General features: G+C 47.6%; 13 protein-coding genes. 9 read left to right on the forward strand and 4 right to left on the reverse strand.

Going from position 1 to position 15960, the window contains the following annotated elements:
• The 9 genes from B2X00_RS05790 to nspC form a co-directional block, all read left to right on the forward strand.
• On the forward strand, window positions 1-822 hold an 822-nt coding region (locus tag B2X00_RS05790), incomplete at its 5' end, for an aldehyde dehydrogenase family protein (protein WP_290486494.1).
• Window positions 819-2204 carry an aldehyde dehydrogenase family protein gene (locus B2X00_RS05795; RefSeq protein ID WP_290486495.1) on the forward strand — a complete coding sequence of 462 codons (1386 nt, stop codon included), beginning with the start codon at window positions 819-821 and terminating at the stop codon, window positions 2202-2204. The genes B2X00_RS05790 and B2X00_RS05795, both read left to right, overlap by 4 nt.
• Window positions 2205-2276: 72 nt before the next feature.
• Window positions 2277-3128 (forward strand): thioredoxin, encoded by an 852-nt coding sequence (gene trxA, locus B2X00_RS05800; protein ID WP_290486496.1) that lies wholly within the window; start codon window positions 2277-2279, stop codon window positions 3126-3128.
• A complete protein-coding gene (gene zapE, locus B2X00_RS05805) occupies window positions 3124-4251 on the forward strand; it encodes a cell division protein ZapE (protein ID WP_290486505.1) in 1128 nt (375 codons plus the stop codon). Before trxA ends, zapE begins: the two co-directional genes overlap by 5 nt.
• A gap of 166 nt (window positions 4252-4417) precedes the next feature.
• On the forward strand, window positions 4418-5836 hold the full coding sequence (locus tag B2X00_RS05810; RefSeq protein WP_290486497.1) for a sodium-dependent transporter: 1419 nt from the start codon (window positions 4418-4420) through the stop codon (window positions 5834-5836).
• Between the two features lie 47 nt (window positions 5837-5883).
• Window positions 5884-7596 carry a GNAT family N-acetyltransferase gene (locus B2X00_RS05815; protein WP_290486498.1) on the forward strand — a complete coding sequence of 571 codons (1713 nt, stop codon included), beginning with the start codon at window positions 5884-5886 and terminating at the stop codon, window positions 7594-7596.
• A 64-nt stretch (window positions 7597-7660) separates the two neighbouring features.
• Window positions 7661-9811, forward strand: coding sequence for a prolyl oligopeptidase family serine peptidase (locus B2X00_RS05820; RefSeq protein ID WP_290486499.1), 2151 nt, complete (start codon window positions 7661-7663; stop codon window positions 9809-9811).
• Window positions 9812-9881: 70 nt separating this feature from the next.
• A complete protein-coding gene (locus B2X00_RS05825; protein WP_290486500.1) occupies window positions 9882-11081 on the forward strand; it encodes a saccharopine dehydrogenase family protein in 1200 nt (399 codons plus the stop codon).
• Between the two features lies 1 nt (window position 11082).
• Window positions 11083-12216 carry a carboxynorspermidine decarboxylase gene (gene nspC / locus B2X00_RS05830; RefSeq protein ID WP_290486501.1) on the forward strand — a complete coding sequence of 378 codons (1134 nt, stop codon included), beginning with the start codon at window positions 11083-11085 and terminating at the stop codon, window positions 12214-12216.
• A gap of 20 nt (window positions 12217-12236) precedes the next feature.
• Here nspC and B2X00_RS05835 read toward each other — a convergent pair whose 3' ends face one another.
• The 4 genes from B2X00_RS05835 to murB are packed head-to-tail and all read right to left on the reverse strand — an operon-like array spanning window position 12237 to window position 15645.
• The gene (locus tag B2X00_RS05835) at window positions 12237-12869 is read right to left on the reverse strand and encodes a tetratricopeptide repeat protein (RefSeq protein ID WP_290486506.1); all 633 of its coding nucleotides are present in this window, start codon (window positions 12867-12869) and stop codon (window positions 12237-12239) included.
• Window positions 12870-12891: 22 nt separating this feature from the next.
• Window positions 12892-13653 carry a type III pantothenate kinase gene (locus B2X00_RS05840; protein WP_290486502.1) on the reverse strand — a complete coding sequence of 254 codons (762 nt, stop codon included), beginning with the start codon at window positions 13651-13653 and terminating at the stop codon, window positions 12892-12894.
• On the reverse strand, window positions 13637-14629 hold the full coding sequence (birA, locus tag B2X00_RS05845) for a bifunctional biotin--[acetyl-CoA-carboxylase] ligase/biotin operon repressor BirA (RefSeq protein ID WP_290486503.1): 993 nt from the start codon (window positions 14627-14629) through the stop codon (window positions 13637-13639). The genes B2X00_RS05840 and birA overlap by 17 nt, the downstream gene beginning before the upstream one ends.
• A 2-nt stretch (window positions 14630-14631) precedes the next feature.
• Entirely contained in the window at window positions 14632-15645 is a 1014-nt protein-coding gene (murB, locus tag B2X00_RS05850; RefSeq protein WP_290486504.1) for a UDP-N-acetylmuramate dehydrogenase, read from the reverse strand.
• Window positions 15646-15960 lie beyond the last annotated feature (315 nt).

Genomic DNA, 15960 nt, shown 5'->3' on the forward strand with positions numbered 1-15960 from the left:
TCAAAAACCGTGGGCGAAATTCTGGCAACATCAAAACAAGTTAGAAAACTGTCTTTCACTGGCTCAACCGGTGTCGGCAAGATCCTAATGAAGCAGTGTGCTGAGAACGTTAAAAAGATCTCGCTCGAACTCGGTGGCAATGCACCTTTCATTGTGTTCGATGATGCGGATCTAGACGAAGCAGCGGAACAGTTGATGGCATGTAAATTCCGCAACGGCGGTCAAACATGTATCTCAGCGAACCGTGTGTTGGTGCAAGATAGCGTAAAAGAAGCCTTCGTTAAGAAAGTGGTCTCTAAGGTTAAAGCGCTTAATGTGGGTCCAGGTGATAAAGAAGACGTCGATCTGGGACCATTGATTGATCAAGACGCTGTCGATAAAGTTCAACGGCTCGTCATCAGTGCCAAATCCGATGGTGCAGAAATAGAAGAAGGCGGATCGGTAATGACCGATTTGGGCGACCTATTCTATGCACCGACCGTTATCTCGGGCGTGACCCAAGACATGGAAATCACTCAAGAAGAAATTTTCGGTCCCGTCATCGCAATTTCGAGTTTTGAAACTGAGGAAGAAGCGATTCAACAGGCGAACGACACTCCGTTCGGTCTTGCTTCCTACTTTGCCGCTAAAGATACTGCTCGCATATTCCGAGTCAGTGAAGGGCTTGAATACGGCATGGTCGGTGTCAACACAGGCGCGATTTCCCACGCCTACAATCCATTTGGCGGAATTAAAGAATCGGGTATTGGACGTGAAGGGTCAAAATACGGTATAGATGAGTACTTGGAAATTAAGACCATCACGTTAGGCGGCCTTGAATGAGCACCACCCCATCAATAGCTGAGTTATTTGATTCACTCAGTAACACCTACAAAACCGGGCTTTCACGCCCGGTTTTTTGGCGTAAACAACAGCTAGAAGGCATTAAGAACTTTCTCACAAAAGAGCAGTCTTCGATCGAGCGCGCCCTCACGCAGGACTTGGGTAAACATCCGAGCGAAAGTCGATTAACTGAGCTTAACTATTTATTAAGTCACATCGATTACACACTGAAGCATCTCAATAAGTGGGTTAAACCGACGCGTGTGAAAACGCCGTTATTGGCGTGGCCTGGATCAAGTCAACTCTATCCTGAGCCGCTCGGTACAGTGCTTATTCTAGGGGCGTGGAATTATCCCCTACAGCTACTTATTGCGCCGGCGATTGCCGCCATTGCGGCTGGCAACTGTGTGATACTGAAGCCATCAGAACATGCGCCAAACACCGCAGAGGTCATCGCCAATAAGCTGGGCGACTATATCGACAACCATGCGATTAAGGTTGTCACCGGTGATGTCTCGGTTGCTGACGAACTTACCCAACAACCTTTTGATCATATTTTCTACACCGGCGGTAGTAATGGTGCTAAAGCTGTTTTACGTAACGCAGCGCAACACCTGACACCGACAACACTGGAGCTCGGTGGTAAAAGTCCGGCAATTGTAAGTGAAGATTGCGATATTGAGGTCACCGCTCGGCGCTTGGTCTGGGGCAAATACCTTAACGCCGGTCAAACCTGTATAGCGCCGGATTATGTGCTGGTTCAGGACAGCATTCGCGATACGTTGATAAGCAAAATCAAAGAGCAAATCGAACTGTTTTACGGCAATGACCCGCAACAGAGCGATGATTACGGTCGGATTATTAGTGCCAACCATTGGCAACGTCTTGTAAAGCTACTCGACGACACAGACATCATCAGTGGCGGAGACTATCAGCGTAAAGATAACTATATCGCGCCCACACTTATCAACTTAGATGGACTGGACAGCGAGCACCCACTTCATCACGAAGAGATCTTTGGTCCGCTACTCCCAATCAAATCAGTGACGTCCATACAAGCCGCCATTGATTACGTGATAGCAAAGCCTAAACCTTTAGCGTGCTACGCCTTTAGTAAAAATAATCGCACCCTCGAACAAATTAAAGAGCAAGTCAGTGCCGGAAGCTACTGCGCAAATGATACGTTGATGTTTATGCTGAACGAAGAGCTTCCGTTTGGAGGCGTTGGCCAAAGTGGCATGGGTCGTTATCACGGTAAATTTGGTTTTGACACGCTCAGTCATCAAAAGGCAGTCATGCAACGTTCCTTTAAGTTCGACGTAGCGCTGCGTTATCCACCTTACACCAAACTTAAAGACAAGCTACTGGCGTGGCTCAAGTAATGATGCCATTGAATTTCCTTCGGGTTGCCCCGATGTTGCTATGTATTGATACATTTAAATAAAGGCTGACTCATGGCACAGAGCAATATTGTCGACATTACACTGCAGAATTTTCAGCAAGTTTTATTAGAAGGCTCGAAAGAGCGATTAGTGATCATCGATTTTTGGGCTGACTGGTGCGAGCCTTGCAAACAATTAATGCCGGTATTAGAACGTATTGCGAGCCAATACCCCGACGACATTACCTTGGCAAAAATTAATTGTGACGAGCAACAAGAGCTTGCCATGCAGTTTGGCGTTCGTAGTTTGCCTACCGTCGCCTTCTTTAAGGACGGCCAGCCCGTTGACAGCTTCGCGGGGGTTAAATCTGAAACTGAAATTATGACAATGCTCGAACCCCATTTGCCAAGCCCAGCCGATAGTTTTATTCAAAATGCACAACAAGCACTTGCCGAAGGCAACGCTGCGGAAGCCTACACGCAAGCCAAACAGGCTTTTGACATTGATAGTAGCAACATGACCGCCATCAAATTATTGGCAGAAGCAGCGGTCGACCACGGTCGTTTAGCACAAGCTAAGGAGCTCGCGGCGACGATCCCAATGGTCGAGCACGATAGTGACTATCAACGGATCATGAGCAAAATCGAACTCGCTGAAGATAGCGCCGACTCGCCAGAGATTAAAGCACTACAAGCGCAGGTCGAGGAAGAGCCAGATAATAGCGAATTAAAAATCAAACTCGCGCTGCAACTGCACCAGTCGCACCGAGATGAAGAAGCCATTTCATTGTTATTTGAAGTGATGCGCAAGGATCCCGCACGCACTGAAGCTAAAAAATATGCACTCGACGTTATCAATCAATTACCTGACGGTGATCCGCTTGCATCGAAGGCGCGTAGAACTCTTTACAGCATGATGTATTAATGGCTGTTCACTAGCAACGAGTTCGGCCGGTTCCCTCAACCGGCCGCTTTTTTTTATGATAAAGACACAGTATCAAAGCCTTATTCACTCAGGAAAATTGCAAGCGGACGCACTGCAAGCATCGGTGTGCGCTCGTCTTGATATTCTGCGCCAGCAACTTGTTCAATCGGCGCATCCACAATCTGTTTATATATACGGTCCCGTCGGTCGCGGCAAGTCGATGCTAATGGACTTATTCTATAACAGCCTAGCTATTTCAGAAAAAACTCGCTTGCATTATCACCATTTCATGAAGCGCATTCATGATCAGCTCAATCACCACCAAGGTGAGACCGATCCACTGTTAACTATCGCAGGTGTATGGGCTCAAGACTATCGGGTGATATGTTTAGATGAATTTATCGTCGAAGACATCGGTGATGCGATGCTGTTAGGTAATCTCTGGCAGGCGTTGTTTAGTCATGGTGTCACCCTCGTCACGACCTCAAATACGCCACCGTCGGAGCTGTATCGGGGCGGCCTTGCACGGCACCGCTTTGAACCCTTCATTCAGTTGCTCGAGCGACAATGCCAAATCATTGACCTTGATTCAGGTATTGATTACCGCCGACTAAAACAGGGTGAAGCGCCGTATTACTTTATTGAGCAGTCAGCACAAGACTTTAAGCAGCAAGTCGCCGCACACTTTGGTCAGTTGTCTAATAATAAGCCAGTGACCATCATGAACCGCGATTTACCTTGCATAGGGCGCTCAAAAAATACAATTCTATTTGACTTCGCTCAGCTCTGCTCAGGTCCAAGAAGCCAGCGTGACTATATGGAACTCGCGGATCACTACAAGCATATCGCCGTTGATAAAGTTCCACGTTTTACTTTTAAGCCAAAAAATTCGACTCAACAAGGTGTCGAGGACGGCTACCAACGCAACGCGACTCATCAACACGAAAGTCACTTGGATAATGAGGCTCGCCGTTTCATCGCGTTGATCGATGAGTGCTACGACCGTGGTTGCTTACTCATACTTAATGCTGCCGATGAGCCCGAACGCCTGTATCAAGCTGAGTTACTTAAGTTTCCGTTTCAGCGCTGTGTGTCACGAATTATAGAAATGCAGTCTTGGTAAGCGTTAAAACTTCTTAAATTTCCTTATTAAACCTGTGCTTTACACCTTTAATCGCATTACGGGCAGGCGCACGCTTGCCGACTGCCCTGCCCCTTGCTAGGATTGCTTAAATTTTTAGCTCGCAAAAAGAGCTCGACAATAACAATTAAAAAGAAGAAGGAAACTAATGAGCGAACAACGCGATCAATTCAGTTCGAAGATCGGGTTCATTCTGGCTGCTGCGGGCTCAGCGGTTGGTATCGGTAACCTGGTTGGATTCCCTGTCGCTGCAACTAAAAACGGTGGTGGAGCCTTTCTACTAATTTACGCACTTTTTGTTGCATTCATATGTCTGCCTATTATGCTTGCCGAAATGGGGCTTGGTCGCAAAGCGCAGAAAAACCCATTGGGCTCATACTTAGCATTAGGCAGTGGCAAACCATTTTGGAGCTTTTCCGGTTTCCTAGCGGTTCTTACCCCTTTCATGATCGCTATATTTTATATGGTTATCACTGTCTGGATTTTCGGCTACCTTTATCACGCAGCCATTGGTGACCTCAGTAAATTGGCCGACCCCAGTTACTTTGGCCAGTTTGTCAACGACTACAGCTTCGTTGGCTTCCTCGTTGCAGTCACCTTAATCGTCAACGTGATTCTTATGGGCGGCGTTCGCCAGGGTATAGAGAAAGCGGCTAAATTCCTTATGCCAGCGTTATTTATTATGCTGATTTTGCTGGTTATCTTTGTACTCTCATTGGATAACGCATCGATCGGTATCCAATTCTATTTGGTCCCCGATTTCAGCAAAATTGATGGCTCTGTCATCAGTGGCGCACTGTCACAAGCCTTTTTCAGCTTGTCGCTCGGTATGGGCATTCTCATCACTTATGGCTCTTATTTCAGCCGTAAGGACGATATTGTAACCTCCGGTAAGCTTGTCGCGATAACAGACACCGCGGTCGCTTTCACCGCAGGTCTCATGACCTTGCCGGCGATATTCGCAATTAATCCGAATACAGACCCTAACTCACTCAGCGATTCTTCGGTAAGCATGATCTTTTCATTCTTCCCACAAATTTTTATCGCGTTAGAAGCATCGATTGGATATGTTGGCGCCAGCATCGCGGCCACCATTTTCTTCTTGCTGGCTTTTGTTGCAGCCATTACCTCGTTGGTTTCTATTATTGAGGTACCGACGGCAGCCATCATTCAACAACGTGGCACGTCGCGTAAAAAAGCACTCTCAATTATGTGTGTTGCGACTACAGTACTCACAATTATCGCAGCCACTTCATTTGGATTCATTCCAGCATTTACCGAATTTGTTAGCTACGGTGGTGTAACCAAATCTGTTTTTGATGTCATTTATGATGTCTTTTATGACACCATTTTGCCGCTTAATGGCTTGCTCATTTGCTTGTTTGTTTGGTGGCACTGGCGGTATAGCAGCCTTGAAAAAGAGTTATCTGAGGGTAATAGCAATTACCCCAATACCTTCTTAGCTAAATACGTACGTGTGTCCATTACCACCTTTATTCCAGCTATCCTATTTGTGGTATTCATCAACACGGTATTAAGCAAATTCTTTGGCATCACGTGGTTCTAAAACATACTGGCTTTAGGCAATTACATATCATTTCAGATGGGGCTCTTTTGAGCCCCTCTTTCGAAACATGTCCCAACAAACTTTCGCTTTATTTATCTGACTCTGATACCGCAGCCCATGCGGCCACCAACCGTTATAGAGACTTCCTTGGACACGAGTTCAACCAGGTCGTCATTGACTGTCGAAACCAACTGAATTTTGATGCCATAGCCGCTTTGTGTGGCACTTTGATGGCCGGTGGCGAGCTAGTGCTACTGACGCCACAACGGCCTTCTCCCGCGTTAAATCGGCTCATCGATTGTTGGCAAATGCGTTCGCCCATTGAGGCCACAAGCGATGCTAAGCCACCTTCACTGCCTACGGCAGCCCAACAGGACCTTGTCCAACAGTTGCAGGACAAAGAATCCGTGCATATAGTAATTGCATCAAGGGGGCGTGGCAAAAGTAGTTGCTTAGGGACAGCGCTTGCTCAAGCCGACAGCGCAAACCAATGTATTGTTACAGCGCCCAGAAAAGCGAATGCTCAAGTATTACTGAAGCACGCACCTCATGCTCACTTTGTTGCTTGGGACACACTGATCAAACAACACGGCTCGACAGAGCGACTCATCATTGATGAAGCGGCCGGTATTCCTCTGTGGGCGATGCAACAGTTGGTACAGAAATATCCAGCTTGGATGCTAGCCACTACGGTAGATGGCTACGAGGGGTGTGGTCGTGGTTTTGCTATTCACTTTATTGAATGGGCCAAGCGCACATTTAGCAGGGTCAAGGTACATACGTTGCAAGAGCCCCTGCGTTGGTTAACAGGTGACCCTTTAGAACATTGGCTAAAGGAAGCATTACTGCTTAATGCGGCGCCTCAATGCTTAACCCAGTCAGTGGATAGTGGCGTATATCACGCAAGCCAACTACCAGAGGATGTATTGCACCAAGCATTTGAGTTGCTACTCGAGGCTCACTATCAAAGTAGTCCAAATGACCTCAAACTACTGCTCGACGAACCGCTACACCACCTTTACTTGCACGTTAATAATGGTTCCGTCGTCGCGGTTGCTTGGCTCGTACTAGAAGGTCCATTGGCCGATGAGCTCACCTTGCAAGTACAACAAGGTAAACGCCGTCCACCTGGAAATTTATTACCTCAGAGCCTCAGTTACTTTCTACAAAGTCCCCGCTTAGCAGCATTGCGATGGTGCCGAGTGAGTAGAATCGCGGTACAAGAAAATCACCGCCGACAACGCATCGCCTCAGCTGTACTCACAGCCATTCGGCAATGGGCAACGACGCAAAACGTGCATGCATTAGGTACAAGTTTTGGTTACGAATCTGGTTTAGCTCAGTTTTGGCGTGCCAACGGCTACCAGCTGGTCCGACTCAGTAGTAAGCAAGATCGCGTCAGCGCTCGCTATGCTTCGCTTTGGGTCTCCCCGTTAACTGCAGAATCCGAAGCCTTGTGCTCACCGCTGTTTGAATGGGGAACAGCGCAGCTACGTTGGTGGTTTGCTGGACACCTTCCATCAAGTAGGCTCAATGCTACCGCAAACGCTTTACTAAACGCTTTTAAAGAGGGTGTTTTGCCGCTCGATAGTGTTTTGTTAGCCTGCGCGTGGGTGAGTGATCACGATGCTATCCACTTCACGCCATCGGACTTTGCCGTTCCTCAAAACGCGATACAGTCACTCAAACAAACTTATAATGCGGACTCGCTCAAACAACTCAGCGCACTAATGCGTTCAGACATCGCTAAAATTCTGTAAAGCGATTGAGTCGTTGGCTGAGGGTTCATAGAATAGTCAAATAATTTAATCAAAGGGATATCCTATGAAGCACACGCGGTTTGTTAGCCTGTTAATTTTCGCTTTAGTCTCAGCATGCTCGAGCCAAAACGAAAAACCAGCAGCCAAGCCTGAGAATCCCTATGGCTATCCCCCGCTTGCCTCACAATCCGCGACCGATAACTATCACGGCGAAGTGGTCACTGACGACTTTCGCAATTTAGAAAACCAGCAAAGCGCCGAGATACAGCAGTGGCTAACTGCACAGGATGCTTATACGGAACAACATTTGCGTCAGTTAAATAGCGCCGAGTTTATTAGACAGCGGCTAACGGAATTATCAAATTACGAACGAACCAGCGCGCCCACCGAAGTCGCTGGACATTGGTTTTACCTGCAAAACGATGGCTTGCAAGATCAGTTGGTACTCTACGTGCGTCAATCAGATTCGGGCGCACCCCATATTGTGGTTGATCCAAACCAACTTGATCCCGCTGGCACGACCTCGATTCACGACTATAGTGTATCACCTGACGGCACGACTATCGCTTACTCGTTAAGTCAACAGGGGAGCGACTGGGTCGATTGGTACATCACACCAGTGGCTAAGCCAGAACCGCCCACGCAACCCGTGATCAGTGGTGTGAAATTTACTCAGCTCGCCTGGACCAAGGACTCGAAGGGGTTCTACTACAGCCGCTATCCGAAAACCAATGATGGCGATTACGATGGTCAAGCGCAGGTTCAGCCTTACTTCCACCACATCGGTTCCCCACAAACACAAGACAAACGTATCGCCACGGGGCTCAAGCATGATAGTTATATCTATACGTTACCCGATGCCTCCGCAGTGTTAATCAAAGCGACCTCCGGCTTTGATAAAAATAGTTGGTACTTGATGGCTGATGCCCAACAGTCGAAGGAGCTGGTTGAAATAAATTTCCCCGATAATGAATTCGCCACTTTTATCGGAAGCAACGAACAGTCACTTATATTTAAACTACGAGGCGAGCAAGGCCGGGGGTTACTCGTCGCATTAAACATCCAGCAACCGTGGCAATCTCAGCAGATAGTAGTAGAGGAACAACAGCAAACTCTGGCTGACGCTGTTGTGATTGATGACCAGATCATTGCTCATTATTTAGATAAAGCTCAGTCACGCTTAGTTATTTTGAATTCAAAAGGGCATGTATTACGGGAGCTAGCGCTCCCTGGACAAGGCCATATTTCAGAGCTCACAGCACATAAAGCCGGACGCGAGGCTTTCTTTAAATTTGAACAGTTCACTCAACCTGGCAGCATCTATCGCTACCAAGCAGCGCAGCAACGCACGACACTTTGGCGTTCTTTTAAACAGCCGGCAGGGGTCGACAACTACCAAGCAAAACAAATTACGTACACCTCCACTGATGGTCAGCCGATCCCGATGTTTATCGTTGGCAAGGATGTTGAGTCCGCACCTACGGAACGTCCAACGCTGCTCATCGCCTATGGTGGCTTTGGTATCTCGATGCTACCTACATACAACCCTGCTTGGTTAACTTGGTTAGAACTCGGGGGCCAAGTCGCGATAGCGAATGTTCGCGGTGGTGGCGAGTTTGGCGAACAGTGGCATGATGCAGGCCGATTAGCGGGTAAGCTACAGGTGATTGATGATATTGAAGGCGCCGCACAGTACCTAATCAAAAACCAATACACCACACACACTCAGTTGGCGTTTTACGGACGCAGTAATGGTGCAATGCTTGGTGCTGCAGTAATGGTCGAGTCGCCCGAGCTATTTAACGTCGCGCTACTTGATAATGGGTTATTTGACATGCTGCGCTATCAAACAGCCAATGCGAACGCTAAAGCGTGGTCTACTGAGTACGGGTTAAGTAGTGATGCATTACAATTTAAAACGCTCTATAGCTATTCTCCACTACACAACATCGATAGCGCAACCTGTTACCCGGCCACGATTGTCAGCACATCGCAAAACAATACTCGCGTTGCACCCTGGCACAGCTTCAAGCTTGCTGCCGGTTTGCAACGCGCGCAAAGCTGTAATAAGCCGATACTACTACTCACACAGCCTTCTGCCGGTCACTTAAATGATCGACCAACATGGATGTCTATCGAACACGTCAGCAAGCTTTGGACATTTGCAGCAAATGAGCTCAACATGGCAGTTACACAAAGCAAAGATAGCGAATGAAGCACTGATAATTTTATGCTATCTTTCGCAGCAAGAAATGATACCGCATTTACGATAGAGGAAAGAGCGAATGTCTAAGGTTTTAATCATTGGCGCGGGCGGTGTTGCCGGCGTAGTTGTACAAAAATGTGCCAAGTTGCCAGAAGTGTTCTCAGAAATTCATTTGGCAAGCCGTACCCTTTCTAAGTGTGAAGCCTTGCAAGAACAAGCAGGCGACGATCGCGTGGTGGGTGTGTATCAAGTAGACGCTGACGATTCCGCTAAAGTCGCGGATTTGATTCGCCAAGTGCAGCCTAAATTGGTTATCAACGTTGCCTTGCCATACCAAGACTTGCCGATCATGGACGCGTGTTTAGAGACCGGCGTGCACTATCTCGACACCGCTAACTATGAACCTAAAGATGAAGCTAAATTCGAATACTCGTGGCAGTGGGCGTATCAGGAACGCTTTAAAGAGAAAGGTCTGATGGCGCTGTTAGGCGCTGGATTCGATCCGGGCGTGACTAACGTATTTACAGCTTACGCTGCGAAGCACTACTTTGATGAGATTCATTATCTCGATATCGTGGACTGTAATGGCGGTGACCATGGGCAAGCCTTTGCGACTAACTTTAATCCAGAGATCAATATTCGCGAGATCACGCAAAAGGGTAAGTTCTGGGAAAATGGTGAATGGCACGAAACTGACCCAATCAGCGTCCGTAAGGATTTGGATTATCCCAATGTTGGTGAGCGCCCTTCTTACCTCCTGTATCACGAAGAGCTTGAATCTTTGGTTAAGCATTTCCCAACCATTAAGCGCGCGCGTTTCTGGATGACCTTTGGCGACCAATACTTGACGCATTTGCGCGTATTAGAGAATGTTGGCATGACGTCAATCAAGCCCGTTCAGTTTCAAGGACAAGACATCGTGCCACTCGAGTTTCTGAAGGCGGTGTTGCCTAACCCTGGTTCGCTAGCTGAAGGCTACACCGGCAAAACTTGTATTGGTACCTATGTAACAGGTATGAAAGATGGTAAAGAAAAGACCATCTTTATTTACAATAACTGTGACCATGCTGAAACCAACAAAGAAGTGGGCGCTCAAGCGGTCTCGTACACCACCGGCGTACCCGCTATGATTGGAGCAGCGATGATGTTGCAGGGCGAATGGATGAAACCAGGTGTTTGGAACATGGAACAGTTCGACCCAGATGAATTCATGAATCGCCTAAATCAGTATGGCTTGCCTTGGCACGTCACGGAATGTGAGCAGCCGTTCGGTGAGTAATATGAACAAGTACCTGCGTGAGGATATACCCTCGCCTTGTTACGTACTCGACGAGGCATTGCTGCGTAGCAATCTTGAGTTGATGAAACGTGTGCAAGAGGAAAGCGGCGCCAGTATCATTCTGGCGCTTAAGGGCTATTCTATGTGGTCAGCTTTTCCGCTTATTAAGCAGTATTTGAAAGGATGTACAGCGAGCTCGGTTTGGGAAGCTCAACTTGCTGCCGATAAGTTCGGCAGTGAAGTCCATGCTTATGCTCCAGCCTATAAGGCGGAGGATATCAAACAGTTGCTGCCGATTGTTAACCACATCTCTTTTAATAGCATCACGCAATGGGAAGCCTATGCCGGTCAAGCGAAGGCGGCCGGCGTATCTGTCGGTTTGCGGGTCAATCCGGAACACCAAGAGGCCGATACCGAACTCTATGATCCCAGCGCACCGGGCTCACGACTCGGTGTACGCGCAAGTGAGCTCGAAAACGTCTCGTTAGATGGTGTTGAAGGTATACACGTACACAACCTGTGTGAATGCGACTCCTATGCGTTGGAGCGGACGCTCGCAGCAGTAGAGAACAAGTTTGGCGATTTGTTGCATCAGGTGAAGTGGTTAAACCTGGGTGGCGGTCATTTAATGACGCGCGAAGGGTATGATGTTGACCATCTAATTAGCCAGTTGCAACGGTTAAAAGCGACTTACAACTTAGATATTATATTAGAGCCAGGATCAGCGGTTGCTTGGCAGACCGGTCCATTGGTCTGTGAAGTGGTGGATATTGTCGAGAACCAAGGTTCTATCGCACTGTTAGACATCTCCGCTACTGCGCACATGCCAGACGTTCTTGAAATGCCATACCGACCGCATATCGAGGGTGCAGGGTTACCTGCTGATAAACCTTACCGATACCGCCTCGGTGGCAACAGTTGTTTGGCCGGTGACGTCATCGGCGAATACAGCTTTGATGAGCCGTTAAAACCCGGCGACCGATTAGTCTTTGCTGACATGATGCATTACACCATGGTAAAAACAACGTTCTTTAATGGTGTACAACATCCAGATATTGGCATTCTACGTGAAGACGGTAGCTTTGATGTTGTCCGACACTTCACGTACGACGATTTCCGTTCACGCCTATCTTGAACCTACTCATTAAAAAGCCCCTAATTTAAGGGGCTTTTTGCATTTTCAATGACCGACGGTGGCATAAGCTGAGCGAGCTGATTCATCCGTTTTGCAATCGCCTGGTGCGTTGATTCATCAGCGGTTACGGCATGGTGTAACCACCGATAAGCATTTTTAAAGTCGTAGGGACTGCCCTGACCTGCAACCAATATATCGGCAAGCCGCAATTGCGCAGGTATATTCCCGAGTGAGGCAGCCTCTCGCAGATACAATATCGCTCTATCGACATCTTTTTGTACCAGAGTACCCTGATGATAATAACGTCCCAATTGCTCGAGGGCCGCAATCAGACCTTGCTGTGCAGCCTTTTCCATATAGAGAATACCCAACGCTTCATCTTGCTCATAGCAAATTCCCCAAGCGAGCATGTCGCCGTATAAGAACTGATATGTCGGACGTTGTTCAATATCGGCTTGTGCTTCGATATCCTGAACTAGCTGACAACGGTCTTGTTTCTCTACACGATTCAAGTGCGTGTTATTAGCAAACATATCGACCAGATCGGCATCACTGTACAGTTGAACCGCCTCAAGCTCTCCACCCTGTTCCTGCGCTACAACAGAGCCAGAACCAAAGACAGTCAACGCGACTACTATAAAGAACTGCCTCATCATCCTACCTTAAAGCCAATGTTTATGATTCATTATCGGCAGCCACCAGCAAACCCTTAAATACTAAATCATCTTTTCGAAGATAGTTAATGGGTTCTAAGCGGCTCACAGATTGGATGAGTCGTTCGCCATCGCCTCCTGTCACCACAATATCAAACGGTTGGTCATTAAAGTGCTGCCGACTGACGTGAAGCGCCTGACTAATTGCGCCTACTAGTGCGTAATGAACACCATAACTCATTGCGGTCACGGTATTGGTTGCAGGCTCTCGGAAACATTCGTCAGAGAGCTCGCCCTTAACCAATGCCGTTTTTTGATGCATCGATTCGTGCATTAAACGACGTCCTGGCACAATCCACCCACCCAAATGCTGACCCGTTGCCGTCATCCAATCAATTGTCATGGCGGTGCCTGCGTCGATGATCATACAATTTTTACGCGCTTCAGAACGGTACCCTAATAAAGCAAACCAACGGTCAGCCCCCAGCTTCTCGGGCTCTGAATAGGCATTCTTTACATCCCGCCAAGCTCTCGTGCTGGCAAGCCAATCAATTGAGATTGACAGTCTGCTTAGACCTTGCTCAATGGCCCGCTTAACTTCTTGGTTAGCAACAGAGCAGCCACACGATGACTCAATGTCACCCGCAACGTCCGCTAACTCATTGACCCAATGGTCGTTGATAAGCAATTCAGTGTTAACGTATTTGTGTTCACGAACGAGTTGCCTATTGTCGTAGATCGCAAGCTTAGTTCGCGTATTGCCGCTATCAATAACTAGTCGCATCAGCAGACCTCACAGATATCTCGCCACCAAAAAAGCGTTTTACACCACCGTCTACCTCAACTAACAGTGCGCCTGTTTCGTCCACACCACGACACAGCCCATCAACCTTACGCTCACCTAACAATAATCGAACGGGCTTGTTATCGAACTTATCGTACTGTCGCCACAATGAGGCGAACTGTGCAAAGCCAGCATTTTCATACTCTTCTAGCGTGCTGACGAGATATTGATGTATACGACCGGCAAATTGATTCCGCTGTAATGGTAACGCTAAATGGCTATTCACGTCGGTCCACGCTTGATCAATGGACTGAGCGGCTGTCTCTGGCAAAGTCAAATTGATACCTATACCAATCACACAACGTGCACTGCCATCATCAAGGCTGTCGATATCTATCAAAATACCAGCCACTTTTTGATCATTAATGTACACATCATTAGGCCACTTAACTGCAACGTGTTCGATATCAAGTTGCTCGCGAAGAACGCGTGCAATGGCTAGACCTACCGCTAGGCTTAATCCCATAGCGCGCCCCAGGCCTTCTTCTAACCGCCAGTACAAGCTGATATAAAGATTAGTACCAAATGGTGAGATCCATTGTTTACCTCTCCGACCACGGCCTTGTGTTTGCGCCTCTGCCAATATTGCATAACCCTGAGGTAACTGTTGTGTATCGCTTAATTGCTTAAGATCATCGTTAGTCGATCCAACAATTGAGCTTACGTTTAACATATTTTCAGGTAGCCGGCTTGTGGCTGTTATATCTTCAGCATTGAGTAATTCAATCGATGTTGCTAGCCGGTAGCCTTTACCTGAAACCGAAAATACGTCAATTCCAAGTTCATCAAGCTTTTCAATATATTGGTTAATAGCAGCGCGCGAGACAGACATGGCTTGACCCAGCGCTTCGCCCGAGTGAAATTCACCATCACTCAGTAACTTTATAAGTTGCTCTAGCCGTTGTTCAATTTTCATAATCATGATCTCTGGTATTTCGTTATATCGTCAATGAGACCATTGCGACCGATCATTCGAACTTCTGGCTCGAGTATGACACCGAACCTTTGTTCGACACGTTGCTGGATCAAGCGACACAACGCTAACACATTATCTCCTGTTGCATTACCTCGATTAACAAGCACCAGCGCCTGCTTATCATGAACACAACAGTCACCACAACAGGTGCCCTTTAAGCCTAACTGCTCTATCAACCAGCCGGCGGCCAACTTATAGTCACCACCTACTTCGAATGCAATGAGGTTAGGAAAGTCTTCAATGAGTTGTTGATAGCGCTCAGCGGAAACCACTGGGTTTTTAAAAAACGAGCCTGCATTAGGTATCTCATTTGGATTGGGAAGCTTTGATGACCGAATAGCAGTGACAGCATCTGCAATTGCTCGCGCCGATATTGAGGTTTGGTTGTTAAGATCTGCGAGTGCGGGATAGCTTAAATTAGGTTGCCAAGCTTTTGATATATTAAAATTAACGTGGGTGATAAGCCAACTACGTGGATTCTTTTTAAAAATACTATCACGATAGCTAAACTCACATTCAGTGTTGGCTATCGTGTGAGACTCACCCGTGTCAATATGAACAGCTTCAACACTTTGGATATATTGACTTACCTCTACGCCATATGCGCCAATGTTTTGTACAGGTGCGGCTCCAACTGAACCAGGAATCAAAACAAGGTTCTCTAATCCGCAGATGTTTTTAGTCAATGTCCAGACGACAAAGTCATGCCAGTTTTCCTGCGCACCAACGCGAATATGCCAGCCTGATTTCTTCTCTTCGTAGGAAATGCCGGTGATGCAGCTCTTTACTATTACACCGTCATAGTTATCTATGAATAGCGTATTAGTGCCTTCGCCTAAGATTAAGTAGTTATCCAGGTTGGCTACGCTTCGTGCTTCGGCAACGCTGGTAACGTTAAACACGTCTGAAGCATAGTTGTTAATTTTAAAGCTGTGATGAGAAGCTAAAGGCCACACAAAAAAACCTCAAATCCAAAAGAATCATCACATTATATCATAACGTCGTAGCGTGCGCCTTGGGCGCACGGGGCGATGTCGATGGTCGCGCAGGATGCGCGACTTACGTGGCACGGTCGTTATCCCCGTCGTAGCGTGCGCCTTGGGCGCACGGGGCGGTGTCGATGGTCGCGCAGGATGCGCGACTTACGTGGCACGGTCGTTCACCCCGTCGTAGCGTGCGCCTTGGGCGCACGGGGCGGTGTCGATGGTCGCGCAGGATGCGCGACGTACAAGGTGCGGGCGCGACGTACGTCGGCGAGCAGGCATAAAAAA

The sequence above is a fragment of the Idiomarina sp. UBA3162 genome (assembly GCF_002364475.1).
Lineage (GTDB): Bacteria > Pseudomonadota > Gammaproteobacteria > Enterobacterales > Alteromonadaceae > Idiomarina.

What these genes read in the sequence shown, in the direction of transcription:
- B2X00_RS05835 (WP_290486506.1), bottom strand. Translation starts at nt 12,869, where the DNA reads ATGAGGCAGTTCTTTATAGTAGTCGCGTTGACTGTCTTTGGTTCTGGC.
- birA (WP_290486503.1), bottom strand. Translation starts at nt 14,629, where the DNA reads ATGAAAATTGAACAACGGCTAGAGCAACTTATAAAGTTACTGAGTGAT.
- B2X00_RS05820 (WP_290486499.1), top strand. Translation starts at nt 7,661, where the DNA reads ATGAAGCACACGCGGTTTGTTAGCCTGTTAATTTTCGCTTTAGTCTCA.
- nspC (WP_290486501.1), top strand. Translation starts at nt 11,083, where the DNA reads ATGAACAAGTACCTGCGTGAGGATATACCCTCGCCTTGTTACGTACTC.
- trxA (WP_290486496.1), top strand. Translation starts at nt 2,277, where the DNA reads ATGGCACAGAGCAATATTGTCGACATTACACTGCAGAATTTTCAGCAA.
- B2X00_RS05825 (WP_290486500.1), top strand. Translation starts at nt 9,882, where the DNA reads ATGTCTAAGGTTTTAATCATTGGCGCGGGCGGTGTTGCCGGCGTAGTT.
- B2X00_RS05810 (WP_290486497.1), top strand. Translation starts at nt 4,418, where the DNA reads ATGAGCGAACAACGCGATCAATTCAGTTCGAAGATCGGGTTCATTCTG.
- B2X00_RS05840 (WP_290486502.1), bottom strand. Translation starts at nt 13,653, where the DNA reads ATGCGACTAGTTATTGATAGCGGCAATACGCGAACTAAGCTTGCGATC.
- B2X00_RS05795 (WP_290486495.1), top strand. Translation starts at nt 819, where the DNA reads ATGAGCACCACCCCATCAATAGCTGAGTTATTTGATTCACTCAGTAAC.